22 protein-coding genes are annotated in these 23,672 nt (G+C 73.3%); 16 read left to right on the top strand and 6 right to left on the bottom strand.

Features of this window, described 5'->3' with window-relative positions; genetic code table 11:
- Window positions 1–8: 8 nt before the first annotated feature.
- From ACWCSD_RS07835 to ACWCSD_RS07820, 4 genes are read left to right on the top strand one after another with little or no spacing between them, the layout of a single operon-like run.
- Window positions 9–1,538, top strand: a complete 1,530-nt coding sequence (locus tag ACWCSD_RS07835; protein WP_449913603.1) for an N-acyl-D-amino-acid deacylase family protein — start codon at window positions 9–11, stop codon at window positions 1,536–1,538.
- 43 nt (window positions 1,539–1,581) lie between these two features.
- Window positions 1,582–2,658 (top strand): alanine racemase, encoded by a 1,077-nt coding sequence (locus tag ACWCSD_RS07830; protein WP_449913601.1) that lies wholly within the window; start codon window positions 1,582–1,584, stop codon window positions 2,656–2,658.
- Between the two features lie 9 nt (window positions 2,659–2,667).
- The gene (locus ACWCSD_RS07825) at window positions 2,668–3,048 is read left to right on the top strand and encodes a RidA family protein (protein ID WP_352349473.1); all 381 of its coding nucleotides are present in this window, start codon (window positions 2,668–2,670) and stop codon (window positions 3,046–3,048) included.
- Between the two features lie 9 nt (window positions 3,049–3,057).
- Complete coding sequence (locus ACWCSD_RS07820; protein WP_397164864.1) at window positions 3,058–4,254, top strand: hypothetical protein; 1,197 nt, start codon at window positions 3,058–3,060, stop codon at window positions 4,252–4,254.
- Window positions 4,255–4,284: 30 nt separating this feature from the next.
- On the opposite strand, the gene ACWCSD_RS07815 is transcribed toward ACWCSD_RS07820, so the two are convergent.
- Together ACWCSD_RS07815 and ACWCSD_RS07810 are read right to left on the bottom strand one after the other, a co-directional pair.
- Window positions 4,285–4,824: a TetR/AcrR family transcriptional regulator gene (locus ACWCSD_RS07815; RefSeq protein ID WP_397164863.1), complete on the bottom strand. Its 540-nt coding sequence runs from the start codon at window positions 4,822–4,824 to the stop codon at window positions 4,285–4,287.
- 3 nt (window positions 4,825–4,827) lie between these two features.
- Window positions 4,828–5,442, bottom strand: coding sequence for a LysE family translocator (locus tag ACWCSD_RS07810; RefSeq protein ID WP_397164861.1), 615 nt, complete (start codon window positions 5,440–5,442; stop codon window positions 4,828–4,830).
- Window positions 5,443–5,544: 102 nt separating this feature from the next.
- On the opposite strand from ACWCSD_RS07810, the gene ACWCSD_RS07805 reads away from it, so the two are divergent.
- From ACWCSD_RS07805 to sigJ, 4 genes are all read left to right on the top strand, one after another.
- The gene (locus ACWCSD_RS07805; RefSeq protein WP_449913598.1) at window positions 5,545–8,283 is read left to right on the top strand and encodes a helix-turn-helix transcriptional regulator; all 2,739 of its coding nucleotides are present in this window, start codon (window positions 5,545–5,547) and stop codon (window positions 8,281–8,283) included.
- 258 nt (window positions 8,284–8,541) lie between these two features.
- On the top strand, window positions 8,542–9,327 hold the full coding sequence (locus tag ACWCSD_RS07800) for a hypothetical protein (protein WP_397164857.1): 786 nt from the start codon (window positions 8,542–8,544) through the stop codon (window positions 9,325–9,327).
- Between the two features lie 173 nt (window positions 9,328–9,500).
- Complete coding sequence (locus ACWCSD_RS07795; protein WP_352349485.1) at window positions 9,501–10,793, top strand: ArsB/NhaD family transporter; 1,293 nt, start codon at window positions 9,501–9,503, stop codon at window positions 10,791–10,793.
- A gap of 57 nt (window positions 10,794–10,850) precedes the next feature.
- Window positions 10,851–11,744, top strand: a complete 894-nt coding sequence (sigJ, locus tag ACWCSD_RS07790) for an RNA polymerase sigma factor SigJ (protein WP_449913597.1) — start codon at window positions 10,851–10,853, stop codon at window positions 11,742–11,744.
- Here the strand turns inward: sigJ and ACWCSD_RS07785 are convergent.
- Window positions 11,741–13,165, bottom strand: a complete 1,425-nt coding sequence (locus ACWCSD_RS07785) for an MFS transporter (RefSeq protein WP_449913596.1) — start codon at window positions 13,163–13,165, stop codon at window positions 11,741–11,743. The two genes, sigJ and ACWCSD_RS07785, sit on opposite strands and share 4 nt — an antisense overlap.
- 69 nt (window positions 13,166–13,234) lie before the next feature.
- Between ACWCSD_RS07785 and ACWCSD_RS07780 the strand changes: the two genes are divergently transcribed.
- Entirely contained in the window at window positions 13,235–13,723 is a 489-nt protein-coding gene (locus ACWCSD_RS07780) for a winged helix-turn-helix transcriptional regulator (RefSeq protein WP_358282985.1), read from the top strand.
- A 34-nt stretch (window positions 13,724–13,757) separates the two neighbouring features.
- Here the strand turns inward: ACWCSD_RS07780 and ACWCSD_RS07775 are convergent, their stop codons facing one another.
- On the bottom strand, window positions 13,758–14,606 hold the full coding sequence (locus ACWCSD_RS07775; RefSeq protein ID WP_397164852.1) for an NAD(P)H-binding protein: 849 nt from the start codon (window positions 14,604–14,606) through the stop codon (window positions 13,758–13,760).
- Window positions 14,603–15,634, bottom strand: a complete 1,032-nt coding sequence (locus ACWCSD_RS07770) for a saccharopine dehydrogenase NADP-binding domain-containing protein (RefSeq protein ID WP_397164850.1) — start codon at window positions 15,632–15,634, stop codon at window positions 14,603–14,605. The genes ACWCSD_RS07775 and ACWCSD_RS07770 overlap by 4 nt, the downstream gene beginning before the upstream one ends.
- Window positions 15,635–15,701: 67 nt before the next feature.
- Here ACWCSD_RS07770 and ACWCSD_RS07765 point away from each other — a divergent pair, with 67 nt between their 5' ends.
- Window positions 15,702–16,304: a TetR/AcrR family transcriptional regulator gene (locus tag ACWCSD_RS07765; protein WP_449913594.1), complete on the top strand. Its 603-nt coding sequence runs from the start codon at window positions 15,702–15,704 to the stop codon at window positions 16,302–16,304.
- Here ACWCSD_RS07765 and ACWCSD_RS07760 read toward each other — a convergent pair.
- A complete protein-coding gene (locus ACWCSD_RS07760; protein ID WP_449913593.1) occupies window positions 16,290–16,859 on the bottom strand; it encodes a hypothetical protein in 570 nt (189 codons plus the stop codon). The two genes, ACWCSD_RS07765 and ACWCSD_RS07760, sit on opposite strands and share 15 nt — an antisense overlap.
- 110 nt (window positions 16,860–16,969) lie before the next feature.
- Here ACWCSD_RS07760 and ACWCSD_RS07755 point away from each other — a divergent pair, with 110 nt between their 5' ends.
- The 6 genes from ACWCSD_RS07755 (at window position 16,970) to ACWCSD_RS07730 (ending at window position 23,600) form a co-directional block, all read left to right on the top strand.
- Window positions 16,970–18,310: a lanthionine synthetase LanC family protein gene (locus ACWCSD_RS07755; RefSeq protein WP_449913592.1), complete on the top strand. Its 1,341-nt coding sequence runs from the start codon at window positions 16,970–16,972 to the stop codon at window positions 18,308–18,310.
- Between the two features lie 347 nt (window positions 18,311–18,657).
- Window positions 18,658–19,176 (top strand): flavin reductase family protein, encoded by a 519-nt coding sequence (locus ACWCSD_RS07750; RefSeq protein WP_397164843.1) that lies wholly within the window; start codon window positions 18,658–18,660, stop codon window positions 19,174–19,176.
- A complete protein-coding gene (locus ACWCSD_RS07745; protein ID WP_449913589.1) occupies window positions 19,173–20,084 on the top strand; it encodes a glutathione S-transferase C-terminal domain-containing protein in 912 nt (303 codons plus the stop codon). Before ACWCSD_RS07750 ends, ACWCSD_RS07745 begins: the two co-directional genes overlap by 4 nt.
- Complete coding sequence (locus ACWCSD_RS07740; RefSeq protein ID WP_449913588.1) at window positions 20,081–21,403, top strand: NtaA/DmoA family FMN-dependent monooxygenase; 1,323 nt, start codon at window positions 20,081–20,083, stop codon at window positions 21,401–21,403. The genes ACWCSD_RS07745 and ACWCSD_RS07740 overlap by 4 nt, the downstream gene beginning before the upstream one ends.
- Complete coding sequence (locus tag ACWCSD_RS07735) at window positions 21,400–22,569, top strand: LLM class flavin-dependent oxidoreductase (protein WP_397164838.1); 1,170 nt, start codon at window positions 21,400–21,402, stop codon at window positions 22,567–22,569. Before ACWCSD_RS07740 ends, ACWCSD_RS07735 begins: the two co-directional genes overlap by 4 nt.
- Complete coding sequence (locus ACWCSD_RS07730; RefSeq protein WP_387668538.1) at window positions 22,566–23,600, top strand: LLM class flavin-dependent oxidoreductase; 1,035 nt, start codon at window positions 22,566–22,568, stop codon at window positions 23,598–23,600. Before ACWCSD_RS07735 ends, ACWCSD_RS07730 begins: the two co-directional genes overlap by 4 nt.
- The last annotated feature ends 72 nt before the right edge of the window (window positions 23,601–23,672 follow it).

Here is a 23,672-nt window from a genome sequence, read left to right as displayed (position 1 = left end):
ATCTTGGTGTGAGGTTCGACGTAGTCATCAGTGGCGGCCGGGTGCTCGACGGCACGGGCGCGCCGCCGTACCGGGCGGATGTGGGCATCGCGGGCGACGAGGTCGCGGCGGTCGGCAGGCTGGGCGGCGCGCAGGCCGGGACGGTGATCGACGCGACCGGCCGGTTCGTCGCGCCGGGCTTCGTCGACTGCCACGCGCACGGCGACACGGCCGTGTTCGACCCGGCTGTGCAGCTCGCGGCGTTGCGGCAGGGGGTGACCACGTTCGTCCTGGGGCAGGATGGTCTGTCCTTCGCGCCGGGGTCGGCGGAGACCGTCGCCTACGCCTCCCGCTACTTCGCCGCCGTCAACGGCGCCCTGCACGAGGGCCCGCTGAGCGTGGCCGAGCTGCTCGACGGCTACGACCGCGCGGTGGCGCTGAACACGGCCTACCTGCTGCCGCACGGCACGATCCGCTACGACGTCCTCGGGCCCTCGCCGGAATCGGCCTCGCGGGCGGAGCTGGCCGCGATGGTCGAGCGGGTCGAGCGCGGCCTGTCCGAGGGCGCGGTCGGGCTGTCCAGCGGGCTGGAGTACCTGCCGGGCCGCTACGCCGACGCCGCCGAGCTGGCCGCCCTGTGCGCGCCGCTCGGCGGCCTGCCGTACGTCACCCACATGCGGGCCTACGGCGCGAACGCCGGGGTCGGCATGGCGGAGGTCGTGGACATCGCCGGCCGTTCGGGCGCGGCCGTGCACGTCTCGCACCTGCACGGGCCGGCCGACGTGCTGCTGCCGCTGGTCGGCAAAGCCCACGACGACGGCGTCGACCTCACCTTCGACACCTACCCCTACCTGCGCGGCAGCACGATCCTGGCCATGGTGGTGCTGCCGCCGTCCGTGCCGGGCGCCGACACCGGCGCGGCGCTGGAGATGATCGCCTCGCCCGAGCTGGACGACTGGTGGGCGGGGCTCGGCGAGGTCTACCCCCGGCTGACCGTCTCCCACGCGCCCGGCCTGGAATGGGCCGAAGGGCTCGCCCTGCCGGACGCCGCGGAGCGGGCCGGCATGACCCCCGCCGCCTTCTGCCGCCACCTGCTGGTGGCGACGCGGCTGGAGGCGGGGTGCGTCTCCGCGCGTCCCGACGAGGGCCCGGCGGGTGAGGAGTCCGTACGCCGGATCCTGCGCCATCCCTCCCACACCGGCGGCTCCGACGGCATCTACGTGGGCGGTCATCCGCATCCGCGCGGGTTCGGGGCCTTCGCCAGGTTCCTCGGCCGGCACGTCCGCGAGCTGGGCGACTGGACGTGGGAGCAGGCGGTCGTGCACCTGGCCTCCCACCCGGCCCGGCGGTTCGGGCTCGACCGGCGCGGGCTGGTACGCGCCGGACACGTCGCCGACCTGGTGGTGTTCGACCCGCTCACGGTGTCGGACCGGTCGACGTACGCCGATCCGCGCACCCCCGCGCACGGCGTGGACGACGTGCTCGTCTCCGGCGTTCGGGTGCTGACCGGCGGCGAGCTGACCGGCGCCAATCCCGGACGGGCGCTTCGATCACGCTGATCCCGCCTGGGATAAGGTCAGACGCGGATAAAAGGGGGGTGTCGTGCAGGTGATCCTTGGGCAGTCCGTCCTCGACGGCGAGCTCGGCTTTCCGCTGATGATCGTGCACCGCGACGCGCTGGAGCACAACGTGGCCACGATGGCGGCCTTCGCCCGCGACCACGGCATGGAGCTGGCTCCGCACGTCAAGACGCACATGTCGCCAGAGATCTCCGCGATGCAGCTCGAAGCGGGCGCCTGGGGGCTGACGGTCGCCACGACCCGGCAGGCCAGGATCGCCCGCGGCTACGGCGGCGACCGGATCATGGTGGCCAACCAGGTCGTCGACACCGCCGGGCTGACCTGGGCCGCCGGAGAGCTCGACCGCGACCCCGCCTTCGAGTTCCTCAGCTTCGTCGACTCCGAGGCCGGGGTGGACATTCTCGCCCGGCACGCCTCGACCCGGCCGTTCCGGGTGCTGGTGGAGCTCGGGCACGCAGGCGGACGAGCCGGCTGCCGCACCCTCGACGAGCTGCTGAGGGTGGCCGCGTACGCGCAGGAGACGCCCGGCGTCGAGCTGGCCGGCGTCGCCGGGTACGAAGGGGCGCTGAAGAGCGCCGACGAGGTGCGGCGGTACCTGGGCGTGCTGCAGGAGGCCGTCGAGCACGTCCGCGTGCGCACCCCGATCCTGACGATCGGCGGCAGCCAGTGGTTCGACGTGATCGGGCGCGAGCTGGTCACCACGCACGCCAGGATCCTGCTGCGCAGCGGCGCGTACGTCACCCACGACGACGGCTACTACCGGGAGCGCACGCCGTTCAACCGGATGGAGGGCGAGCTGCGGCCGGCCCTTGAGGTGTGGGCGCACGTGTTGTCCACGCCCGAGCCGGGCCTCGCGATCGTGGGCATGGGCAAGCGCGACGCGCCCTACGACGAGGGCCTGCCGGTGCCGCGCCGCAGCGGCGTCACGATCACGAAGATGCAGGACCAGCACACCGTCGTCCGGGCCGACGGGCTCAAGCCGGGCGACCTGCTGGCCTTCGGGATCTCACACCCGTGCACCGCGTTCGACAAGTGGCGCGTGCTGCCGTTGGTGGACCGGGATTACCGTGTCGTCGGCACGATTCACACCGATTTCTAGGGAGATTCCGTGAAGAAAGAGCTCAAGACCACCGAGGGCGCCGCGCCGGTCGGGGCGTACTCCCAGGGGCTCGTGGTGGGCGACTTCGTCTTCACCTCCGGCATGGGCCCGCTCGACCCGCACACCGGCGAGATCGTCGGCGACGACGTGGCCGCCCAGACCCACCAGGTCATGAAGAACCTCGGGGCCATCCTCGCCGCCCACGGCCTCGGCTTCGACGACGTCGTCAAGTCGACGGTCCACCTCCAGAACGTGAAGGAGGACTTCGCCGCGTACAACGAGGTGTACAAGTCGTACTTCACCCAGCCGTACCCGGTGCGGACGACGGTGGGCTCGCAGCTCATGAACATCCTGGTGGAGATCGACTTCGTCGCGCACAAGAGCGCGTAAGGTCTGCACGTGGACAGTTCGGTATACGTCTTCGCCGAGGACCTGCACGGTGAGGGCGTCGAGCGGGTGCTCGACAGGATCAGCGCGTACGGCGTGGGCGGGGTCACGGTCGGCGCCGTCCACCACGCCGCGCGCGACGTCACCCCGCACGGACTGTCCCGGCTGACCGTCAGGCACGACGGCGCCCACTTCACCCCGCCGGCCGAGCTGTTCGACGGGCTGCGGCTCGCCCCCGTGCCCGGCCACGTCCACGCCCTCGACGGGCTGCGCGAGGCGTGCGCCGGGCGCGGCCTGAAGCTCCACGGCTGGACGGTCTTCCTGCGCAACGCCACGCTCGGCAACGAGCACCCCGACGTGACCGTGCGCGACTGCTTCGGCGACCGCGGCTCGCTCGTCGACCTGTGCCCGGCCCATCCCGACGTGCGCGCATACTCCGTCGCGCTGGCCAGGGCGGTGGCCCGGCTGGGCGTCGAGAGCGTGGTCGCCGAGGCGCTGCACTTCACACCGGTCCAGCCGCAGCGCTCGTTCGTGCAGCTCGGCCCCATGGACACGTTCCTGTTCGGGCTCTGCTTCTGTGACTACTGCATGCGCCGGGCCACCGACCTGGGCGTGAACGCCGAGGTGGCGCGCGAGGAGTGCGCGCGGATCGTCGGGGGCGTCTTCGACGGCGACCCGGCCGCGCAGGGCGAGGTGACCAGGGCGGCGCTCACCGCCTACGCCGGGCCCGAGGTGGTGGCGTACGCGCGGGCGCGCTCGGAGACCGTCACCACGCTGGTCTCCGAGGTGTCGTCGGCGGTCGCGGAAGAGGGCTCCAAGCTGGTCTTCATCGACTCCACCGGCGCGGTGAAGGGCTACCGGGACGGCCTGCCGACGCCGGGCCTGGCCGCCCACGACGCCTGGCAGCTCGGCGTGGACCTGGTGGCGCTGGGCGACCTGGTGCCCGCCTTCGGCGTGCTGGCGTACGCGCGGGACGCGGCGCGGGTGGCCGACGACGTGGGCGCGTACCTGCGGTCGGTGGGCAAGGACCGCGAGGTGCGGGCGGTGCTGCGGCCCGGCTACCCCGACAGCGACTCGACCGACCGCCTGGTGGCCAAGGCCAGGGGCGCGAAGGCGGCGGGCGCGCTGGCGGTCGACTTCTACGCCTACGGTCTGGTGCCGCACCCGGTGCTCGACCGCATCCCGGCCGCCCTCGCCGCCGCCGGCTGACCCACCGAGCCCCGAATCAGGCGCCGCCGCTCAGAAGGCGTCGAGCAGGGCCGAGACGGCCTTCTCGGCGAAGCCGCCGGGCAGCGGCAGACCGCGGAAGACCGTGCGCATCCACACGGCCCCGGCCAGCAGATCCATGATCAGCAACGGGTCGGCGGACGCGCTCAGCTCACCCCGCCGCACCGCGCGCTCGAACACCACGCGTTCTCGCGCGAACCGGTCGGCGAAGAACCGGCGGACGTCGAGCTCGGGATGGCGCACGGCGGCGGCCAGCGCCGCGACCGCGATGTCGCTGCCGGGCGGCTCGGTGAGCAGCCGCCCGACCTGCTCGACCAGCGCCACCAGGTCGCCGCGGAACGACCCGGTGTCCGGCGGCTCGAACGCCAGCACGTCCGACTCGATCATCGCGGCCACCAGCAGCGCCGCCTTGGACGGCCACCACCGGTAGATCGTCGTCTTGTTGACCCCCGAGCGCTCGGCGACCCCCTCGACGGTGAGCCCGTCGTAGCCCTTCTCCGCGACCATCCACAGGGTCGCGTCGAAGATCTCCTGCTGCTTCCTCGGCGCCATAGGTCATTTTCTCCCGGCGAACGCCATGGCCACGCCGAGCCCCAGGTAGACGACGCCGCTGACGTACCGCAGGGCCTTGGCGCCCCTGGTCAGCCGGGTGCCGAGGGTGCCGGCGGTGAGGGCGTACACGACGTCGGAGACGAGCCCCAGGAGCAGCAGCGTCAGGCCGAACACGACGATCTGCAGCGCCGGCGAGCCGGCGCCGGGGTCCACGAAGTGCGGGAGGAACGCCACGAAGAACAGCGCCACCTTGGGGTTGAGCACGTTGACCAGGACCCCTTCGAGGAACACCTTGGCCAGCGGCTGCACGGGCGGCGTCCCGGCCTGCGCGTCCTTGGCGGTGAAGGCGCGCACGCCCAGGTAGACGAGGTAGGCCACGCCGGCCCACTTGACGACCGCGAACAGCGTCGCCGACCGCGAGATCACGTACGAGAGCCCGGCCGCCGCGGCGGCGATGTGCACCAGCGTCCCGGTCTCCACGCCGAGCGCGCTGGCCAGCCCGGCGGCCCTGCCCTGGGCCAGGCCCCGCGCGGTGATGTAGAGGTGGTTGGGGCCGGGGACGAGCACCAGGGCGAGCGAGGCCGTCATGAAGAGCGCGAAAGTCGTCAAGGAGATCACGAAAGAGCAGCGTAGAGCGGGTCCGGCAGGACGATGAGGGCCAATTCCGCGGCGGCCGGGCGGACCAATGGAATGTCACAGGCGCGTGGCACACTTGCTGGCGTGAACGGTCTTCTCGTCGGGCGCTCGGCCGAGCTGTCCAAGCTCGTGCGTGTGCTGGAGTCCGCGGCCGACGGCACGGCCGGGGTCGCGCTCGTCGGCGGCGACGCGGGGATCGGCAAGACCCGCATGGTCGGCGAGCTGGTCGCCGAGGCGCGCGAGCGCGGCTTCCACGTCATGGTCGGCCAGTGCGCCGAGCTGGGCGACGCGCTGCCCTACCTGCCGCTGGCCGACGCGCTGCGCGGGGCCGAGCCCGGCGTGCGCGAGGCGGTCGCCGCCCATCCCATGCTGGGCCAGCTCCTGCCGGGCCGGGAGAGCGGGGCGCCGTCGGCCGGGCTCACCCAGCAGCGGCTGTTCGGGTCGCTGCTCGGGCTGCTGGCCGACGTCCAGCCGGTGCTGTTCGTGATCGAAGACCTCCACTGGGCCGACCGTTCCACCCGCGACCTGCTGGTCTTCCTCAGCCGCATGCTCCAGAGCGAGCGCGTCTGCGTGGCCGGCACCTACCGCACCGACGACCTCCACCGCCGCCATCCGCTGCGCGCGGTGCTGGCCGAGCTGAAGCGGCTGCCGTCGGTGACGAACGTGGAGCTCGGCCCGCTGGAATCCGGCGAAATGTCGGACTATGTCACCACCTTGGGGCAGGTGGACGCGCAGGAGCTCGGGCTCATCGTCTCGCGCGCCGAGGGCAACCCGTTCTACGCCGAAGAGCTGTTCGCGGCCATGTCCGAGGGCGACAGCCTGCCCGACGGGCTGGCCAGCCTGCTGCTGTCGCGGGTCGAGGTGCTGTCCGAGGCCGGGCAGCGGGTGCTGCGCGCCGCCGCGGTGGCCGGCCGCCGGGTGGAGGACGACCTGCTGCGCGAGGTGGCGGGGCTGCCGCTGGCCGAGTTCGAGGAGGCGGTCAGGGAGATCGTCTCGCGCGGCCTGCTCAAGGTGCATGGCCACGGCTACGCCTTCCGCCACGCCCTGCTGCAGGAGGCCGTCTACACCGACCTGCTGCCCGGCGAGCGCACGCGGCTCCATGCCGACTTCGCCCGGCTGCTCACCTCGCCCGCCGAGCTGGCCCACCACCACCTCGCCAGCCACGACCTGGCCGGGGCGCTGGCGGCCTCGGCGCAGGCGGGCCGCGAGGCCGAGCGGCTGGGTGCGCCCGCCGAGGCCCACAACCACTACGACCAGGCGCTCGGCCTGTGGGACCGCGTCGAGGGCGCCGCCGGGCTGGCCGGGGAGAGCCGGGTCGCGCTGGCCTTCCGCAGCGCCGTCGCGGCGGCCGACAGCGGCGACAACCACCGCGCGGTCCACCGGCTGCGCGCGCTGCCCTCGACCTCCGAGGTGGAGGAGCGGCTGGCGTACTACCTCTACGAGACCAACGACCCGCCCGGCGCCATCGCGGCGGCCGAGCGCGCGGTCGAGAGCGCCGAAGACGAGCCGAGCCTCGCCCGTGCCCTCGCCACGCAGGCCCGCACGCTGCTGTGGACGCCGCGCCACCACGAGGTCGAGCCGCTGACCGCGCGCGCCCTGGAGACGGCCCGCGCCTGCGGCGCCGTCGACGCCGAGGTGGGCGCGCTGCTCACGCTGGCCAGCTACGTCGAGCAGCGGGGCGACGTCGCCCGCGCCCATTCGCTGGTCGAGAGCGCCTCCGCCCGGGAGACCGGCGACCTGGCGATGGATCTGCGGGCCCGCTTCCACCACGCCCGCATCCTCTACGAGCAGGGCCTGCCGGCCCAGGCCGCCGAGGTCGCCGACGACGGCATCAAGCTGGCCGTCCACACCGGCCTCAACTGGAGCACCTACGGCACCGACCTGCGCTTCCTGCGCCTGCTCATCCACTACGTCGCCGGCGAGTGGGACGCCGCGGAGGCGGTGGCCGCCGGGTTCGGCGCGCGGGTGGGCACGTTGTCGGAGGCCATCCTGTCGTCCTTCGCCCTGTTCATCGAGGTGGGGCGGGGGTTGCCCGCGGTGGAGGCGCGGCTGGGGTGGCTGCGCCCGTTCTGGCACGACCCGCTGGCGACGTACATGTCGCGGGGCATGGCCGCCGAGCACGCCCTGTGGAACGGCGACCCGGCCGCCGCGCTCGACCACGCCCACGCGGCCATGGCCACGCTCGACGAGGGCGAGTCGGGCACGCTGCGGCTGGCCGCCGTCAGCCTGTGGGCGATGGCCGAGCTGGGCACCACCGAGGGGGCCGACGACCTGCTGGCCCGCGCCCGGTTCGCCGCCACGAGAGGGCCGACCGGCGACGGCGGCCACCTCGGCCCCGAGGGCCAGGCGTGGGCGCTGCGCGTGGAGGCCGACTGGCACCGCCTCCACGGGCGGCTCGACGTCGAGCTGTGGCGCGAGGTGGTCGCGGCGTTCGACTTCGGCTTCGTCTACGAGGTGGCCAGGGCGCGCTGGCGGCTGGCCGAGGCGCTGCTCGCGGCCGGTGAGCGCGAGGCGGCGCAGCAGGAGTGGTCCCTCGCCAAGGAGGCGGCCGGCCGACTGCGGGCCGCGCCGCTGGAGGCCGCGCTGACGGAGTTCGGCAGGCGGGCCAGGTTCGGCGGCGGGCAGGCCGAGGGCGGGCTCACCGCGCGCGAGGTCGAGGTGTTGCGGCTGGTCGCCGAGGGGCTTACCAACAAGGAGATCGCCGGGCGGCTGTTCATCGCGCAGAAGACGGTGAGCGTGCACGTCTCCAACATCCTGGCCAAGCTGGAGGTCGCCACCCGTACGCAGGCGGCCGCCGCGGCCCGCGCGCACGACCTCCTCTGATCGCCTGCTCCGGCTGCCGGGCTGCCGCGCCTGCGCTGCCGGGAATGTCGAGGGCGGACAGGCAGGGGTGAGTCCGTACATCTGGGACGCCACGTGCGGCCATTTGGGGCGATGTTTGCGGTTCGCTTCGTAGCGTCCGAGATCGGGACCTCTCACCGGAGAGCGATGGCGGGCCCGGGCCGGCTCGCGTCGACCCGTCCTGTCGTGACAGGTCGGCCCGATGCGCCGACCCGTCCTGCCTCGAAAAGGAGCAGTCTCATGCCTACTCTCGCCACGTCACTGCCCGCCCTGGCCGCCGCCGGGCTGACCGTCCTGGCTCCGGCCGTCGTCCCGGGGGCCGCGCACGCCGCGGCCGTGATCTCCTGCACCGTGTCCGGCCAGGCACAGTACATTCCCGGGGCGCAGCGGCTGCTGCACCTGGACCGTTCCGTCAGCCGCCGGGAGCCGTGGAACTGCGTCGACCACAGCGGCACGGGCGTCACCGCGGCACGGCTCAGAGCCAGCTTCAACGGCGTGAACCCGAGCTGCGGCGGACGCACCATCACCAGGGGGCGGCCGTCCGGCGAGGGCAACGCCTTCGACCGCGTGTTCGGCGACCGCGACGCCGAGAACCGCAGCCTGTCCAACCGCATCGTCTACAACCGCGAGGGCCGCAGCCTGGCCGACCGCATCATCCACGACCAGGACGAGCGCAACCTGGCCGACCGCGTCGTCTACGACCGCGAGCGCTGGGGGCAGTCCGACGGCGTCATCCGCGACCGCGCCGCCGCCGCCGGGACCGCCGCGCCCGGGGGCACCGGCACGGTCACCATCGACTGGACCATCAAGGGCACCAGGCAGACCAGCAAGGCCAGCGCGCGCATCGTCGAGATCGTGCACGACACGGCCAAGGTGTCGGGGACGATCCAGTCCGGGCCGTTCAGGGGCAGGACGTTCACCGGCCGGTTCGACACGTACCTGCTCGGCGGTTCGGGCACGTGCGCCTCGGGCTCGTCCGGCAGCGTGCTGCACGCGGGCTTCAAGGGGCAGTTCAACGTCGGCTGACCGGCCACCCCACCGGGCGCGACCGGCGCCTGGCCCCGTACGGGCGGCCAGTCCGCCGGTCCCGTCCGGCCGCGCATCTTGGTAAGTTGTCCTGAGGTGTGCCGGGAAGTCTGGTCGGCGATTCTGCCGTCGATCGTGGAGTTCTCCTTGAAGGCTTTCCCGGGTGGTCCGCCGTGACCGTCACCGCGTGGCTGGCGGTCGCCGTCTTCCTCGTCTCGTACACGCTGATCGCCACCGAGAAGGTGCACCGGGTCGCCGCCGCGCTCGGCGGCGCGGGGATCATGCTGGTGCTGCACGCCACCGACGGCGGCGCCGCCTTCTTCGACGAGCACACCGGCATCGACTGGAACGTCATCTTCCTGCTGCTCGGCATGATGGTCATCGTCGGCGTGCTGAAACAGACGGGCGTCTTCGAGTTCCTGGCCATCTGGGCCGCCAAACGGGCCAGGGGGCGCCCGTTCCGGCTCATGGTGCTGCTGATCCTGATCACCGCGGGCGCGTCGGCGCTGCTGGACAACGTGACCACCGTGCTGCTGATCGCGCCGGTGACGTTCCTGGTCTGCGAGCGGCTGGCGCTGCCGGTGGCGCCGTTCCTCATCGCCGAGGCGATGGCCTCCAACATCGGCGGCACCGCCACCCTGGTCGGCGACCCGCCCAACATCATCATCGCCAGCCGCGGCGGGCTGACCTTCAACGACTTCCTCGCGCATCTCGCCCCGCTGATCGTGGTGCTGCTCGTGGTCTTCATCGGGCTGTGCCGGGTGATGTTCCGCCGGTCGTTCCGCTACGACCCCGAGCTGGCGGCCGAGATCATGACGCTCGACGAGCGCGAGGCCATCGCCGACCGCAGGCTGCTGTGGCAGTCGCTGACCGTGCTCGCGGTGGTGATGGCGGCGTTCGTGCTGCATCCCGTGCTGCACTACGAGCCGTCGGTGGTGGCGCTGCTCGGCGCGGGCGTGCTGGTGGCGCTCACCAAGGTGACCACCGAGGAGGCGATCGCCGAGGTCGAGTGGCCCACGCTGGTGTTCTTCGCGGGGCTGTTCGTCATGGTCGGCGCGCTGGTGGAGACCGGGGTCATCGCCCAGGTCTCCCAGGCCGCCGCGCAGGCCACGCACGGCCGGCTCGGGCTGACCACGATGGTCCTGCTGTGGGCCTCGGCGGGCCTTTCCGCCATCGTCGACAACATCCCGTACGTGGCCACCATGAGCCCGATCGTCGCCGACCTCGTCCAGGCCAACGGCGGGGAGGGGCCGGCGCAGGTGTTGTGGTGGGCCCTGGCGCTCGGCGCCGACCTGGGCGGCAACGCCACCGCCGTGGGCGCGGCGGCGAACGTGGTCATCCTCGGCATCGCCGCCCGCAACGGCACCCCGATCAGCTTCTGGCAGTTCACGAAGTACGGTCTGATCGTCACCGCGACGACGGTCGCGCTGGCGACGCCGTACCTGTGGCTGCGTTACCTGGTGTGACGCAGTTCATGTCACACCCGGGGGCCGCAAAGGCTCTCAAAGGACATGATGCCTGGAATGACGGACGTTTTCGGCGGCCACAGGGAGCTGCTGTTCTCCATCGTCTACAACATGCTCGGCAGCGTCTCCGACACCGAGGACGTGCTCCAGGACACCTGGCTGGCCTGGTCGTCGCGGGACCCGGACGAGATCGGCAACCCGCGCGCCTACCTGGTGCGCATCGCCGTGAACCAGGCGCTCGCGCACCAGTCGGCGCTGCGCCGCCGCCGCGAGACCTACGTCGGGCCGTGGCTGCCCGAACCCCTGGTCACCGCGGCTGACGGGGCGGCCGACGGGGCGGAGGACGTGGTGCGGGGCGAGTCGGTGTCGCTGGCCCTGCTGGTGGTGCTGGAGACGCTGACCCCGCTGGAGCGGGCCGTGTTCGTCCTGCACGAGGTGTTCGCCTTCCAGCACGCCGAGATCGCCGGCATGCTCGGCCGCAGCCCCGCCGCCGTACGCCAGCTCGCGCACCGGGCCCGCGAGCACGTGCAGGCCCGGCGTCCGCGGTACCGGGTGGACGCGCACGTCCAGCAGGAGGTGACCGAGCGGTTCGTGGCGGCGGCGTTCGGCGGCGACCTCGACGCGCTGATGGAGCTGCTGGCGCCGGAGGTGACCCTGTGGGCCGACGGCGGCGGCAAGTCCGTGGTGGGCGGGCCGCGTCCGGTCCGGGGCCGCGACAAGGTGGCCCGGCTGCTCGTCGCGCGCACCGCGCAGCCGATGGAGGGGCTGGACATCCAGTACCGGGAGACCAACGGGGACCCCTCGGCGGTGGTGTTCGTGGATAACGCGCCGTTCGCCGTCATGGTCGTCGATCTGACCTCCGACGGGTCGCAGGTGCGCGACATCTACACGGTCGCGAACCCCGACAAGATCTCCCGGGTGCGCAAGGAGCCGGGGGCGGACCCGTCCTAGCCGACGGTCTCGGGCACCGGGCTCTCGACGGGCGCGGCGGCGGCGCGGGCACGCAGGCCGAACGCGGCCACCAGCACGGCCGCCACCGCGACGGCCACCGGGACGGCCAGGGCGATCCGCAGAGAGTCCAGGGTCGGCGCGGCGCCGCCGCCGAGCGCGGCCACGTTCACGGCGGTGACCGCCGACAGGCCGAGCGCGGTGCCGAACTGCATCGCGGTGTAGAGCAGGCCGCCGGCCAGGCCCTGCCGGTCCTCCGCCACGCCCTCGGTCGCGGCCATGGTCAGCGGGCCGTAGGTCAGCGAGAAGGCCAGGCCGAGCAGGAGCATGGTGGGCAGCATGGCGGCGTACGTCCAGTCCGGGCCGACCGGCAGGAACAGCGCGTACGCCAGCGCCGACAGCACGATCCCGGCGAACAGCACGCGGGCGTTGCCGAACCTGTTCACCAGGCGCGGCGTGAGCGTGGGGGCCAGCACCGTGTCGACGCCGATCACCAGCATGGCCAGGCCGGTCTGCAGGGTGCTCCAGCCGCGCACCTCCTGCAGGTAGAGCGTGGCCAGGAACTGGAACCCGGCGAACGAGGCCAGGAAGAGCAGCGCGCCGAGGTTGGCCCGGACGAGCGGCCCCGAGCGCAGGATGTCCAGCCGGACCAGCGGGTTGGACGAGCGGCGTTCGATCAGCACGAACAGGGCGAGCAGCAGCAGCCCGGCGGCGAACGTCGCGACGGTGACGCCGGAGCCGTGCGCGGGGGCCTCCAGGCGGACCACGCCGTACACGAGCAGCAACATCGAGCCGGTGATGGTCAACGCCCCGGCCAGGTCGAACGAGCCCCGCACCCGTTCGCCGGAGTCCTTGACCAGCGGGACGGCGGCCAGCAGGATCACCGCCGACAGCACGACGGGGGCGAAGAACACCCAGCGCCAGCCGATCGAGGCCAGCAGGCCGCCGGCGACCAGGCCGAGCGAGAAGCCGCCCGCCGCGGTCCCGGCGTACACGCCGAGCGCCTTGGTGCGCTGCGGGCCCTCGGGGAAGTTGCCGGTGACCAGCGCCAGCCCGGCGGGCGCCATGAACGCGGCGGCGACCCCCGTGACGAACCGGGCGACCAGCAACATCCATCCTTCGGTCGCCAGGCCGCCCAGGCCGGAGAAGAGCAGGAACACCGTCAGCCAGGTCAGGAACATGCGGCGGTGGCCGAGCAGGTCGGCGGCCCGGCCGCCCAGCAGCATGAAGCCGCCGTAACCCAGCACGTACGCGCTGACCACGCCGCTGAGCGTGCCGGTGGACAGGCCGAGATCGGCGCGGATCGACGGCAGCGCCACGTTGAGCATGGCCACGTCGATGCCTTCCAGGAAGACGGCCCCCGCCAGGACGAACAGCGCGCTCCACGCGCGCGCCCCCATGCGGGGGTGGTTCGAGGGAGACATGGTGCATTCCTTCCATAATGGTCGGTTCCTTCTTGTAACCAGCAGCATTTTTGGTCACCATAAGGAGCCATGGAAGACGGAACTTCGATGTCCCTCGGTCACTGCGGGGATACCGACTACGACGTGCTGCAATGGGACCAGCGGGAGGACTGCGAGGTCAGGCAGATCCTCGACCGGATCGCCGACAAGTGGTCGCTCCAGGTGATCGCGCTGCTCGACCGGCGCAGCCTGCGCTTCACCGAGCTGCGCCGCATGATCGACGGCGTGAGCCAGCGCATGCTGACCAGGACCCTGCGTCACCTGGAGCGCGACGGCCTGGTGAGCCGTACCGTCCATCCGACCGTGCCGCCCCGCGTGGACTACGCGCTGACGCCCCTCGGCGGCACGTTGCACGCCACCATCCGCGCCCTGGTCACCTGGACCGAGGAGCACCAGGGCGAGATCGCCACGGCCCGCGCCGCCTACGACGTGCGGATGGCGGCCGAGCAGGCGGCGGCGGCCGAGGAGGAGGCCGGGCGGGAGGCCGTCGCCCGCGGCGTGCTCGCCGGCCTGCGCTGACCGACCTGGTGGAGGCGGGCCGGCCAGTACGGGGTCAGCGCCGGGCGGCGGCGAACTCCCCGATCGTCACCGGACGACGCCCGCCGACGCGCTCGATGCTCTCGGTGACCCGGTAGAGCGGGTGGTCGCCGGAGCCGATGAAGCGGAAGATCGCCCACAGGTGGCTCAGGTGCTCGACGGCGTACGGGTCGCGGTACACCTCGTGCGCCCGCCGCTCCCACTCCTCGGGCGGCAGGTCCGCGTAGCGCACGCCGAGGGCGTCGGCGGCCTCGGCGGCCGTCGCCATCTGGCCCGTCACCAGGCACACCGGGTCGGCCGGCGCCGGGTCCAGCAGCAGGCCCGCGCCCACCCGCGCCACGTCGGCGGCGGCGACGAGCGGGATCAGCGTGTCCGGCGGGCCCAGCGGGAGGGCCAGCTCGCCGTACGCGTCCGCCACGACGGCCAGGTTCTCGAAGAAGACCGCCGCGCGCAGGTGCACCGCGCCCACCCCCGCCCAGTCGAAGACCTGCTCCGACAGCCAGTGGCGGCGCATGCGCGGCGTCCCGGCCTCGGGCTGGGCGTCGAGCTGGGAGACCTCGACCACCCGCTCCACCCCCTCCTCCCTGGCCGCCGCCGCGAACGCGCCGGTCGCGTCGAGCAGCCCGGCCGTCACCGGATAGGTGAAGTACGCCCGCCGCACCCCGCGCATCGCGGGCCGCACGTCCCTGATCTCGCGCAGGTCGCCGACGACGACGTCCGCGCCGAGCTTGCGCAGCTCGCCGGCGCGCTCGTCGTCGCGGTGCACGAAGGCGCGCACCGGCTGGTCGCGCTGGAGCAGCTGTTCGGCGACCTGCCGGCCGGTGCCGCCCTGGGGGCCGCCGGCCGCGCCCGTGACCAGGATCATCGCCCGCTCCTTCCCGGCAGGGTGAGCCGGAGCAGCCCGAGTGCTTCGAGGTCGCGCAGGAACGGCTCGGCGGGGAACGCCTCGGCCGGGGCGAAGACGCCGGGCCCCGGCCCGTGCCCGCCGGCCAGCCGCACGGCGGCCTCGACCGAGGCCAGCGCGCTGAGCCGCCACAGGTCGCGGCCGGTGATCCGGCCGGCCGCGCCGCCGTCCTCGGTGACGACCTGGACGGCCACGGTGAACTCCGAGCCCGCCCTGGTCTCCGGGTCGGCGGCCTCGCCGGTGAACGCGCCCTCCTCCTCGAAGGTGTGCGCGGTGAGCTGCGCCTCGACCCAGCGGGCCGGCACGTGCCTGGGCACGGTGACGACCTCCGACGACGGGATCGGCGCGATCATCGTCCGCGGTCCGAGCGGCGGCGGGAAGGGGAAGACGGCGTTGCGCGGCTCGACGTACCCGACGTGCTGGGCGCCGTCGCTGAAGGTGATGCGGCGGGTGTCGGCGAACAGCAGCTCGGCGGTCTTGCGCGCGCCGGTGGTCAGCCGCCAGCCGGACACGGCGTACGCGCTGGTCACCCGGTCGATGCCGGTCAGCCCGGCGGACACGGCCGCGGCCAGCAGGTCGCCCATTCCGCCGTAGAAGCTCATGGCCGTGATCATCGTGATGCCCGCGGCCGCGGCGGGCTCGGACATGGTGTCGAACATCCACTTGGTGTGGTGCTGCTCCAGGGCGTGGTCGACGTAGTGGCAGCCGGACGCCGCCGCGGCGCGGGCCACGGGCCGGCCGGTGTCGGTGAAGGGCCCGGCGCAGTGGACCAGCACGCCGGCCTCGGCGGTGAGGGCCCGCAGGGCGTCGGCGTCGTCGAGCGGGGCCTCGTGCACGCGGGCTCCGCCGAGCTCGTCGGAGACGGCCTTGAGGCGGGCGGCGTCGCGGCCGGCCAGGATCACCTCCAGGCCGCGGGCGCGTAATTCCGCCGCCACCAGGCGTCCGGTATGACCACTTGCTCCGTAGACGGCGATGGGTTCTGCGGACACGATCGGCCTCCATGTTCCATACTTCTGGTACGTGATTCGAACATACGTACTAGGAGTATGGAAGTCAATGAGCCGCCGTACCCAGGCAGAACGCACGGACGAGACGACGGCGCGGCTGGTGGGCGCCGCACGCCGGCTGTTCGGCGAGCACGGCTACGCCGACACCTCGATCGACGCCGTCGCCGCCCGCGCGGGGGTGACCAAGGGGGCCGCCTACCACCACTTCGGCGGCAAGCCGGCGCTGTTCAAGGCGGCGTTCACCGGCGAGCTGGCCGAGGTCGCGGCGGCCCTGGAGCGCGCCGGGGCCCAGGAGGACGACCCGCTGGCGGCGCTGCGCCGGGGCCTGCGCACCTTCCTGGAGCACTGCCTCGACCCGGGCTTCCGGCAGATCGTGCTGCTCGACGCGCCCTCGGTGCTGGGCTGGGAGACCGCCCGCGAGATCGAGTACGACCACCTGCTGCGCGTCCTGGCCGGCGGCCTGCGCCGGGCCGCCGAGGACGGGCGGATCGCGGACGGGAACGCGCCCGCCCGCGCGCAGCTCGTGTTCGGCGCGGTCTGCGAGGGCGGCATGCTGCTGGCCCGCTCCGCCGACCCGGACGCCGACCTGCCGCTGATCGCCGCCGAGCTGGACCGGCTGCTGTCGGCGCCGCGGCCGTCAGTGGCCGGTTGAGTGGCCGGTTGAGTGGCCGGTCCGGTGACGGGGCGCGTGGGGCGGCGCGTGGCCCGGCGCCGCCGGAGTGGTCGCGGGGCCCGGCGAGCCGGCGGGGGACTGGGTCGCGTTCTGCTTCACGGGCACGTACACGCGCACGGCCCCGGCGTCGCGGAAGGTGAAGGTCATCGGCACGGTGGCGCCGCGTACGCCGGTGACCGTGCCGAGCGGCTGGTCGCCCGCGCCCACGGGCTGGCCGGGCCGGATGTCGGCGGCGGCGGCGGAGAGCTGCACCGAGCCGCCGCCGCCGTCGACGGTGATCCGCTGGAGCTGGTCGGGCTTGTGGCCGTCGTTGATCAGCACGGCGTAGAGGGTCTGCTCGGCGGCGGGCGAGGTCGGGGAGGCCGCCTGGCCGGCGGCGGCCCGAAGGTGGGCGTTGCGCACGTGCATGACGCCCTTGGCGTCGGCGTTCGCGCCGTCGTTCTGCGGCAGGTGCTGCCCGGTGTCGTATCCGGTGTTCGTGCAGCCCGTGACGCCCAGGGCCAGGATCGCGGCACAGATGATGGGACGCTTCACGACGCCCTCCCCGTTCGATACTCGACGTCACCGTTCCGTTACCCGCGATGATGGAGGCGAACCCTTGAGAAAAGGCCGATTTTCCTACCGGAAGTGTGGGAGAATGGAGTATGGGCTTGGACCGGACCCGCTCGCCGAGTGAGCGCGCCGAGACTCCGCTGACCGCCGCGATCATGGCGGGCCGCTGGATCCGCACCGCCGCCGTCGACGACGGCAGAGGCCGCCACTGGCGCGCCAACCCCGACCCCCGTGGCAGGTCGGCCGCCGCCGGCGACTCCGCCTCCCTGTACGCGGGCGCGGCCGGCATCGTGCTGTTCTTCCTGGAACTGGCCGCCGCGACCGGCCACGAGGCGTACCTGGACGACGCCCGCAGAGGCGCCCGCTACCTGGCCGCCACCTGGCGCGAACGCGCCGACCTGACCCTCTACCACGGCCTGACCGGCACGCTCGTCGCGCTGATCGAGGCCGGCTGGGCCTTCGGCGACGGCGTCTTCGAGGAGGAGGCCGTCGCGGTGGCCGACACGATCGTCCGCGCCGCGCGCCCGCTGGACGGCGGCCTCGGCTGGACCCGCGAGCCCGCCCAGCGCGGCGACGGCGGGATCGTGCTCGGGCTGCTCCAGGCCGCCGCCGCGCTCGGCGTGCGCGGCTACGAGGAGACGGCGGTGGCGGCGGGCGAGCGCATCGCCGGGCTCGCCGTGCCCGGCCATCGTTTCGGCGACTGCGCCGACCTGCCGCTCGACGCCGTCACCCCGGGCTTCCTGTCCGGCACGGCGGGCACCGCCTTCCTGCTGGCCAGGCTGCACGGCGTCACGGGCGAGCGGCGTTTCCTGGAGGCGGCCGCCCGTGGCGCGGGCTTCGTGCGCGAGGTGAGCGCGGTGGCGGGCAGGTGCGCCGTCGTCCCGCATCACGTGCCGCAGGGGCGCGAGCTGCACTACCTGGGCTTCTGTTCGGGCTCGGCGGGCGTGGCCCGGATGTTCTACGAGCTGTACCGGGTCACCGGCGACCCCGGCCACCTCGACTGGGTCGAACGGCTCGCGCACGGCGTCGTCGAGAGCGGCGCCCCCCTCCGGCAGACCGACGGCTTCTGGAACGTGGCCTGCCAGTGTTGCGGCGCGGCCGGGCTGCTCGAACTGTTCGTCGGCCTGTGGGCGGCGACCGGCGACGAAACCCGCCTCGCGCAGGCCCAGGTGCTCGCCGGGCACCTCATCGGGCGCGGCGACAACCACGACGGCCAGGGGTTCCGCTGGTACCAGGCGTACCGGCGGCTGCGGCCGGGCGAGGTGAGCGCGGACACCGGGTACATGGTCGGCGCGGCCGGCATCGGGGCCGCCCTGCTCCACCTCGACGCCGCCATGCAGCCCCGGCAGGCGCGCCGGGTCATCCTGCTGCCGGACAACCCCTTCCCGGCGATCCCGGTGCCACCCGCCAAACTTCGCGATTCATCCCAATAAGGTATTCCCTTTAAAACCAGTAGGGAATATTGACTTGAGGCTCGCGGCGGCCTAGCGTCGTTGGCATGAGCCAGGGCACTCTCCTGACCAGGCGCCCGCACGTGGACTTCGGCCACGTCGCCAGCGCGCAGTGTCGTTGATCACGGACCAGCAGCCGCCCGCCTTCCCCTGAGCGCTCCAGCGTGGCCGACGCCGTCCACGCCTCCGCTGACGAACCCTCGCGTGCCCCCTTCCCGGCGCTCCCGGCCCGGTCGCCGGGAGCGGCGTGAGCACGCCCTCTCTCCCGTGAGGAGCCTTTCCGTGATCGCAAACAGAACCGTCCGCCCGTACCGAGCGGAGGCCGGCGCATGACCGACACCCTGCCCGACCAGCAGGCCGTCGGCGCCGACGTGTTCCGCCAGGCGCTCGCCGTGCACGCCAGCGGAGTGGTGGTGATCACCGCGCAGAGCGAGGGCATCCCCGTGGGGCTCACCGCCACCTCGTTCTCCTCGGTCAGCCTCGACCCGCCGCTCGTCTCCTTCTACGTGGACCAGTCCTCCACCACCTGGCCGTGGTTGCGGGGGGCCGACCACTTCGCGGTCAACATCCTGGCCAGCGACCAGGCCGAGCTGGCGGCGCGGTTCGCGCGCAAGGGGGTGGACAGGTTCGCCGCGCCGACGCGGTGGCGGGCGGGGCCGCTCGGCGCGCCGCTGCTCCAGGACGTCTCCGCTCACCTGATCTGCCTGCCGTACGAGAACGTCGAGGTCGGCGACCACGTGCTGGTCGTCGGCCTGGTGGCCGAGGCGGCCACGCACAACGCCGGCCGCCCGCTGCTCTACCACCAGGGCCGGTTCGGCCGCTTCCTACCCCACCAGGAGAACCTGTGACCGCCACCACCGGCACGCCGGTCTACGCCGGCCCGCTCGACCGCGTCGCCTACGGCCGCTACGGCCCCGGCCGCCTGCACCTGTCGGCCGGCTGGGACCGCCCGGTCTACCCCTTCCAGGACCGCGTCACCGCCGACGGCACCAGCGGCTACCGCGCCGAGCCCGGCCGCTACCACGTCTATGCCGCCTGGACCTGCCCCTACGCCCAGCGCGTCGCGATCGTCCGCAAGCTCAAGCGCCTGGAGGACGTCGTCTCGCTGTCGTACGTGGACGACGAGCGCGACGGCCGGGGCTGGGCCTTCAGGGAGCGCAGGGGCCCGGACCCGGTCAACGGGTTCGCCTTCCTGGAGCAGGCCTACGACGCCACCGAGAAGGGCTACCCGGGCCACATCTCGGTGCCCGTGCTCTGGGACAGGGCGCGGCGCAGGATCGTCAGCAACAACTTCCCCGACATCACGATCGACCTGGCCACCCAGTTCGAGAAGTGGGCCGACACCTCGGTCGACCTCTACCCCGAGCACCTGCGCGCCGAGATCGACAAGCTGAACGCGTGGATCTACCACGACGTCAACACCGGCGTCACCCGGGTGGCCCCCGCCGGCACCGAGGCCGCCCGCGAGGACGAGCGCCACCGCGTCGTCGCGGCCCTGGAACGCCTGGACGAACGTCTGGCCGAGCAGCGCTTCCTGACCGGCGACACGATCACCGAGGCGGATGTGCGGCTGTGGGTGACGCTGGCCAGGTTCGACGCGCTGCACAACCGCGAGCACCTCATCAGCGAGCGCGAGCTGCCCGACTTCGAGCACCTCTGGGGCTACGCCCGCGACCTCTACCAGCGCCCGGCGTTCGGCGAGACCATCGAGGGCCTGCCCGCCGCCTGGGGCACGCCGCACGGGCGGGGCCGGTGACGCGCAAGAGGCAGGTGCACCTCGCCGCGCACTTCCCCGGCGTGAACAACACCACCGTGTGGGCCGACCCCCGGTCGGGGAGCCAGATCGACTTCGCCTCGTTCGTCCACCTCGCCAGGACGGCCGAGCGCGGCACGTTCGACTTCTTCTTCCTGGCCGAGGGGCTGCGGCTGCGCGAGCTCAAGGGCCGCATCCACGACCTGGACGTGGCCGGCAGGCCCGAGGCGCTGACCGTGCTCAGCGCCCTGGCCGCGGTGACCTCGCGGCTCGGGCTCGCGGGCACGGTCAACGCCACCTTCAACGAGCCGTACGAGCTGGCCAGGCGGCTGTCCACGCTCGACCACCTGAGCGAGGGCCGGGCCGCCTGGAACGTGGTGACCACCTCCGACGCCTTCACCGGCGAGAACTTCCGCCGCGGCGGCTTCCTCGACCCCGCCGACCGGTACCGGCGGGCCGAGGAGTTCGTCCGGCTGTCGCGCGAGTTGTGGGACTCCTGGCAGCCGGACGCCGTGCTCGCCGACCAGGGCGCGGGCCGCTTCCTGCGGGAGGGCGCGATCGGCACGGTCAGCCACCGGGGCAGGCACTTCACCGTCGAGGGCCGGTTCACGCTGCCGCGCTCCCCGCAGGGACACCCGGTGATCATCCAGGCCGGCGACTCGGACGACGGCCGCGAGTTCGCCGCCGCCCACGCCGACGTGGTCTTCACCCCGCACGGCGGGCTGGAGGACGGCAGGCGCTTCTCCGCCGACGTCAAGGGCCGCCTGGCCCGGTACGGCCGGGAGCCGCACCAGCTCAAGATCATGCCCGGTGTGACGTTCGCGCTGGGCGACACCGACGAGGAGGCCGCCGAGAACGCGGCCAGGATCCGGCGGCAGCAGGTCGGGCCGCAGACCGCGATCGCGTTCCTGGAGCAGGTGTGGGGGCGGGACATGTCGGCCTTCGACCCCGATGGACCGTTCCCCGACGTCGAGCCGGACCTGTCCCAAGGCGTCTCCCAGGGGCGGGTGCCGATCAAGGACCGCGCCGAGGTGGCGGCCAAATGGCGGGCGCTGGCCGCGGAGAAGGGGCTGAGCATCCGCGAGCTGGTGATCGAGGTCACCGGGCGGCAGACGTTCGTCGGCACCCCCGAGGGCGTGGCCCGGCAGATGGACGAGCACGTGCAGGCCGGCGCGGCCGACGGCTTCATCCTCGTCCCGCACCTGACCCCCGGCGGGCTGGACGAGTTCGTCGACCGGGTGGTGCCGGCGCTGCGCGAACGCGGCGTCTTCCGCACGGAGTACACCGGGACCACCCTGCGCGAGCACCTGGAGCTGTCATGACGCTGCATCTGGCCGTGGCCCTGGACGGCGCCGGCTGGCACCCCGCCGCCTGGCGCGCGGCCCCCGGCACGCGGCTCTTCTCGGCCGGTCACTGGGCGGGGCTGGTCGCCGAGGCCGAGCGCGGGCTGCTCGACTTCGTCACCTTCGAGGACGCGCTGGGCCTGCAGTCCACCCGGCCCGACGGCCCCGACGACCGCACCGACCAGGTACGCGGCCGGTTCGACGCGGTGCTGCTCGCGGCCCGGCTGGCGCCGCTGACCACCAGGATCGGCCTGGTGCCGACGGCCACCACCACGCACACCGAGCCGTTCCACGTGGCCATCGGCATCGCCACCCTCGACCACGTCAGCGGCGGCCGGGCGGGCTGGCGGCCGCAGGTCTCGGCGCGGGCGAGCGAGGCGGCCCACTTCGGCCGCCGCCGGTTCGCCCCGCTCGACCAGGTGCTGAACCGGCCCGGCGGGGTGGACCTGTCGGCCGACCCGCACGTCCGCGCCCTGTTCGCCGAGGCCGCCGACGCCGTGGAGGTGGCCCGGCGGCTCTGGGACAGCTGGGAGGACGACGCCGAGATCAGGGACGTGGCCACCGGCCGGTTCGTCGACCGCGGCAAACTCCACCACATCGACTTCGAGGGCGGGTTCTTCTCGGTGCGGGGGCCGTCCATCACGCCCAGGTCGCCGCAGGGGCAGCCGGTCGTGGCCGCGCTGGCCCACGCCCGGCTGCCGTACGAGTTCGCGGCGGGCGGCGCGGACGTCGTCTTCGTCACGCCGCGCTCGGCCGAGCACGCGCGGGAGATCGTCCAGGAGGTCCGGGGGCTCTCCGGCGACCTGCGGATCTTCGCCGACCTGCTCGTCTTCCTGGGCCCGGACGCGGCCCGGCGCAAGGCGCGGCTCGACGAGCTGGACGGGGCCGAACTGACCTCCGACGCGGCGATCTTCACCGGCGACGCGGGGGAGCTGGCCGACCTGCTGCTGGAGTGGCGGCGGGCCGGGATCGAGGGCTTCCGGCTGCGGCCGGGGGCGGCGCCGTACGACCTGGAGCGGATCAGCCGGGAGCTGACGGCCGAGCTGCGCGGGCGCGGGGCCTTCAGGAGCGGGTACGAAGCCCGGACGTTACGCGGGCTGCTCGGCCTGCCGCGCCCGGCGAGCAGGTACGCGGAGGTGTCATGAAATTTCTGGGCATCACATTGATCGTCCACAGCGACGGCCGGTCACCCACGCAACGATTCCGCGAGGTCGTCGAGACCGCCGTGCTCTTCGAGGAACTGGGCTTCGACGGCTACGGCGTGGGCGAGCGGCACGAGCGGCCCTTCATCTCCTCCTCGCCCCCGGTCGTGCTCAGCCACATCGCCGCCAAAACGTCCAGGATCAGGCTGTTCACCGCGGTCACCACGCTGAGCCTGCTCGACCCGGTCCGCGCCTACGAGGACTACGCCACGCTCGACCACCTGTCCGGCGGCCGGCTCGAACTGATCGTCGGCAAGGGCAACGGCGCGGCGCAGGCCAGGCTCTTCCACGTCACCGCCGCGGACCAGTGGGAGCGCAACCGCGAGTCGTACGAGCTGTTCCGCCGCCTGTGGCGGGAGGACCGCGTCACCTGGCAGGGCCGCTTCCGGCCCGCGCTGACCGACGCCGAGACCTGGCCGCGCCCGCTGCAACGGCCGATCAGGGTCTGGCACGGCAGCGCGACCAGCAAGGAGTCGGTCGAGCTGGCCGCCCGCCACGGCGACCCGCTGTTCTCGGCCAACGTCACCAACCCCATCGAGCCCTACGCCGAGCTGATCGACCACTACCGCGAACGCTGGGCCCATCACGGCCACGACCCCGCCGACGCCCTGGTGGGGGCGGGCAGCGCGGGCTACTACGCGGCCCGCACCTCGCAACGGGCCCTGGCCGAGTACCGGCCGATCTACCAGGCCCGCCTGGAGACGTTCCGGCGGGCCGGCGTGCGGCCGGTCTTCCCCACCCTGGAGGACGCCGTCGAGCGCGGCTCGATCCTGGTCGGCAGCCCGCAGCAGATCATCGACAAGGTGCTGCGCTACCACAAGCGGTTCGGGCACGAGGTCATGCACCTGCCCGCCGACGCCGACGGCCTGACGCCGGGGCAGCACCGGGAGACGCTGGAGCTGTTCCAGACCGAGATCGCGCCGGCGCTGCGCGCGGAGATCCCCAGCCGCCCGTTCCCCGGGAGCGCGTCATGAGCCTGTCCGTCCTCGACCTGGCCCCCATCAGCTCGGGCGGCACCGCGGGCCAGGCGTTACGCGACACGATCG

The sequence above is a fragment of the Nonomuraea sp. NPDC001684 genome (assembly GCF_053596515.1).
The sequence above is the reverse complement of the archived record's forward strand: the minus strand, read 5'-3'. Positions and strand labels throughout refer to the sequence as shown.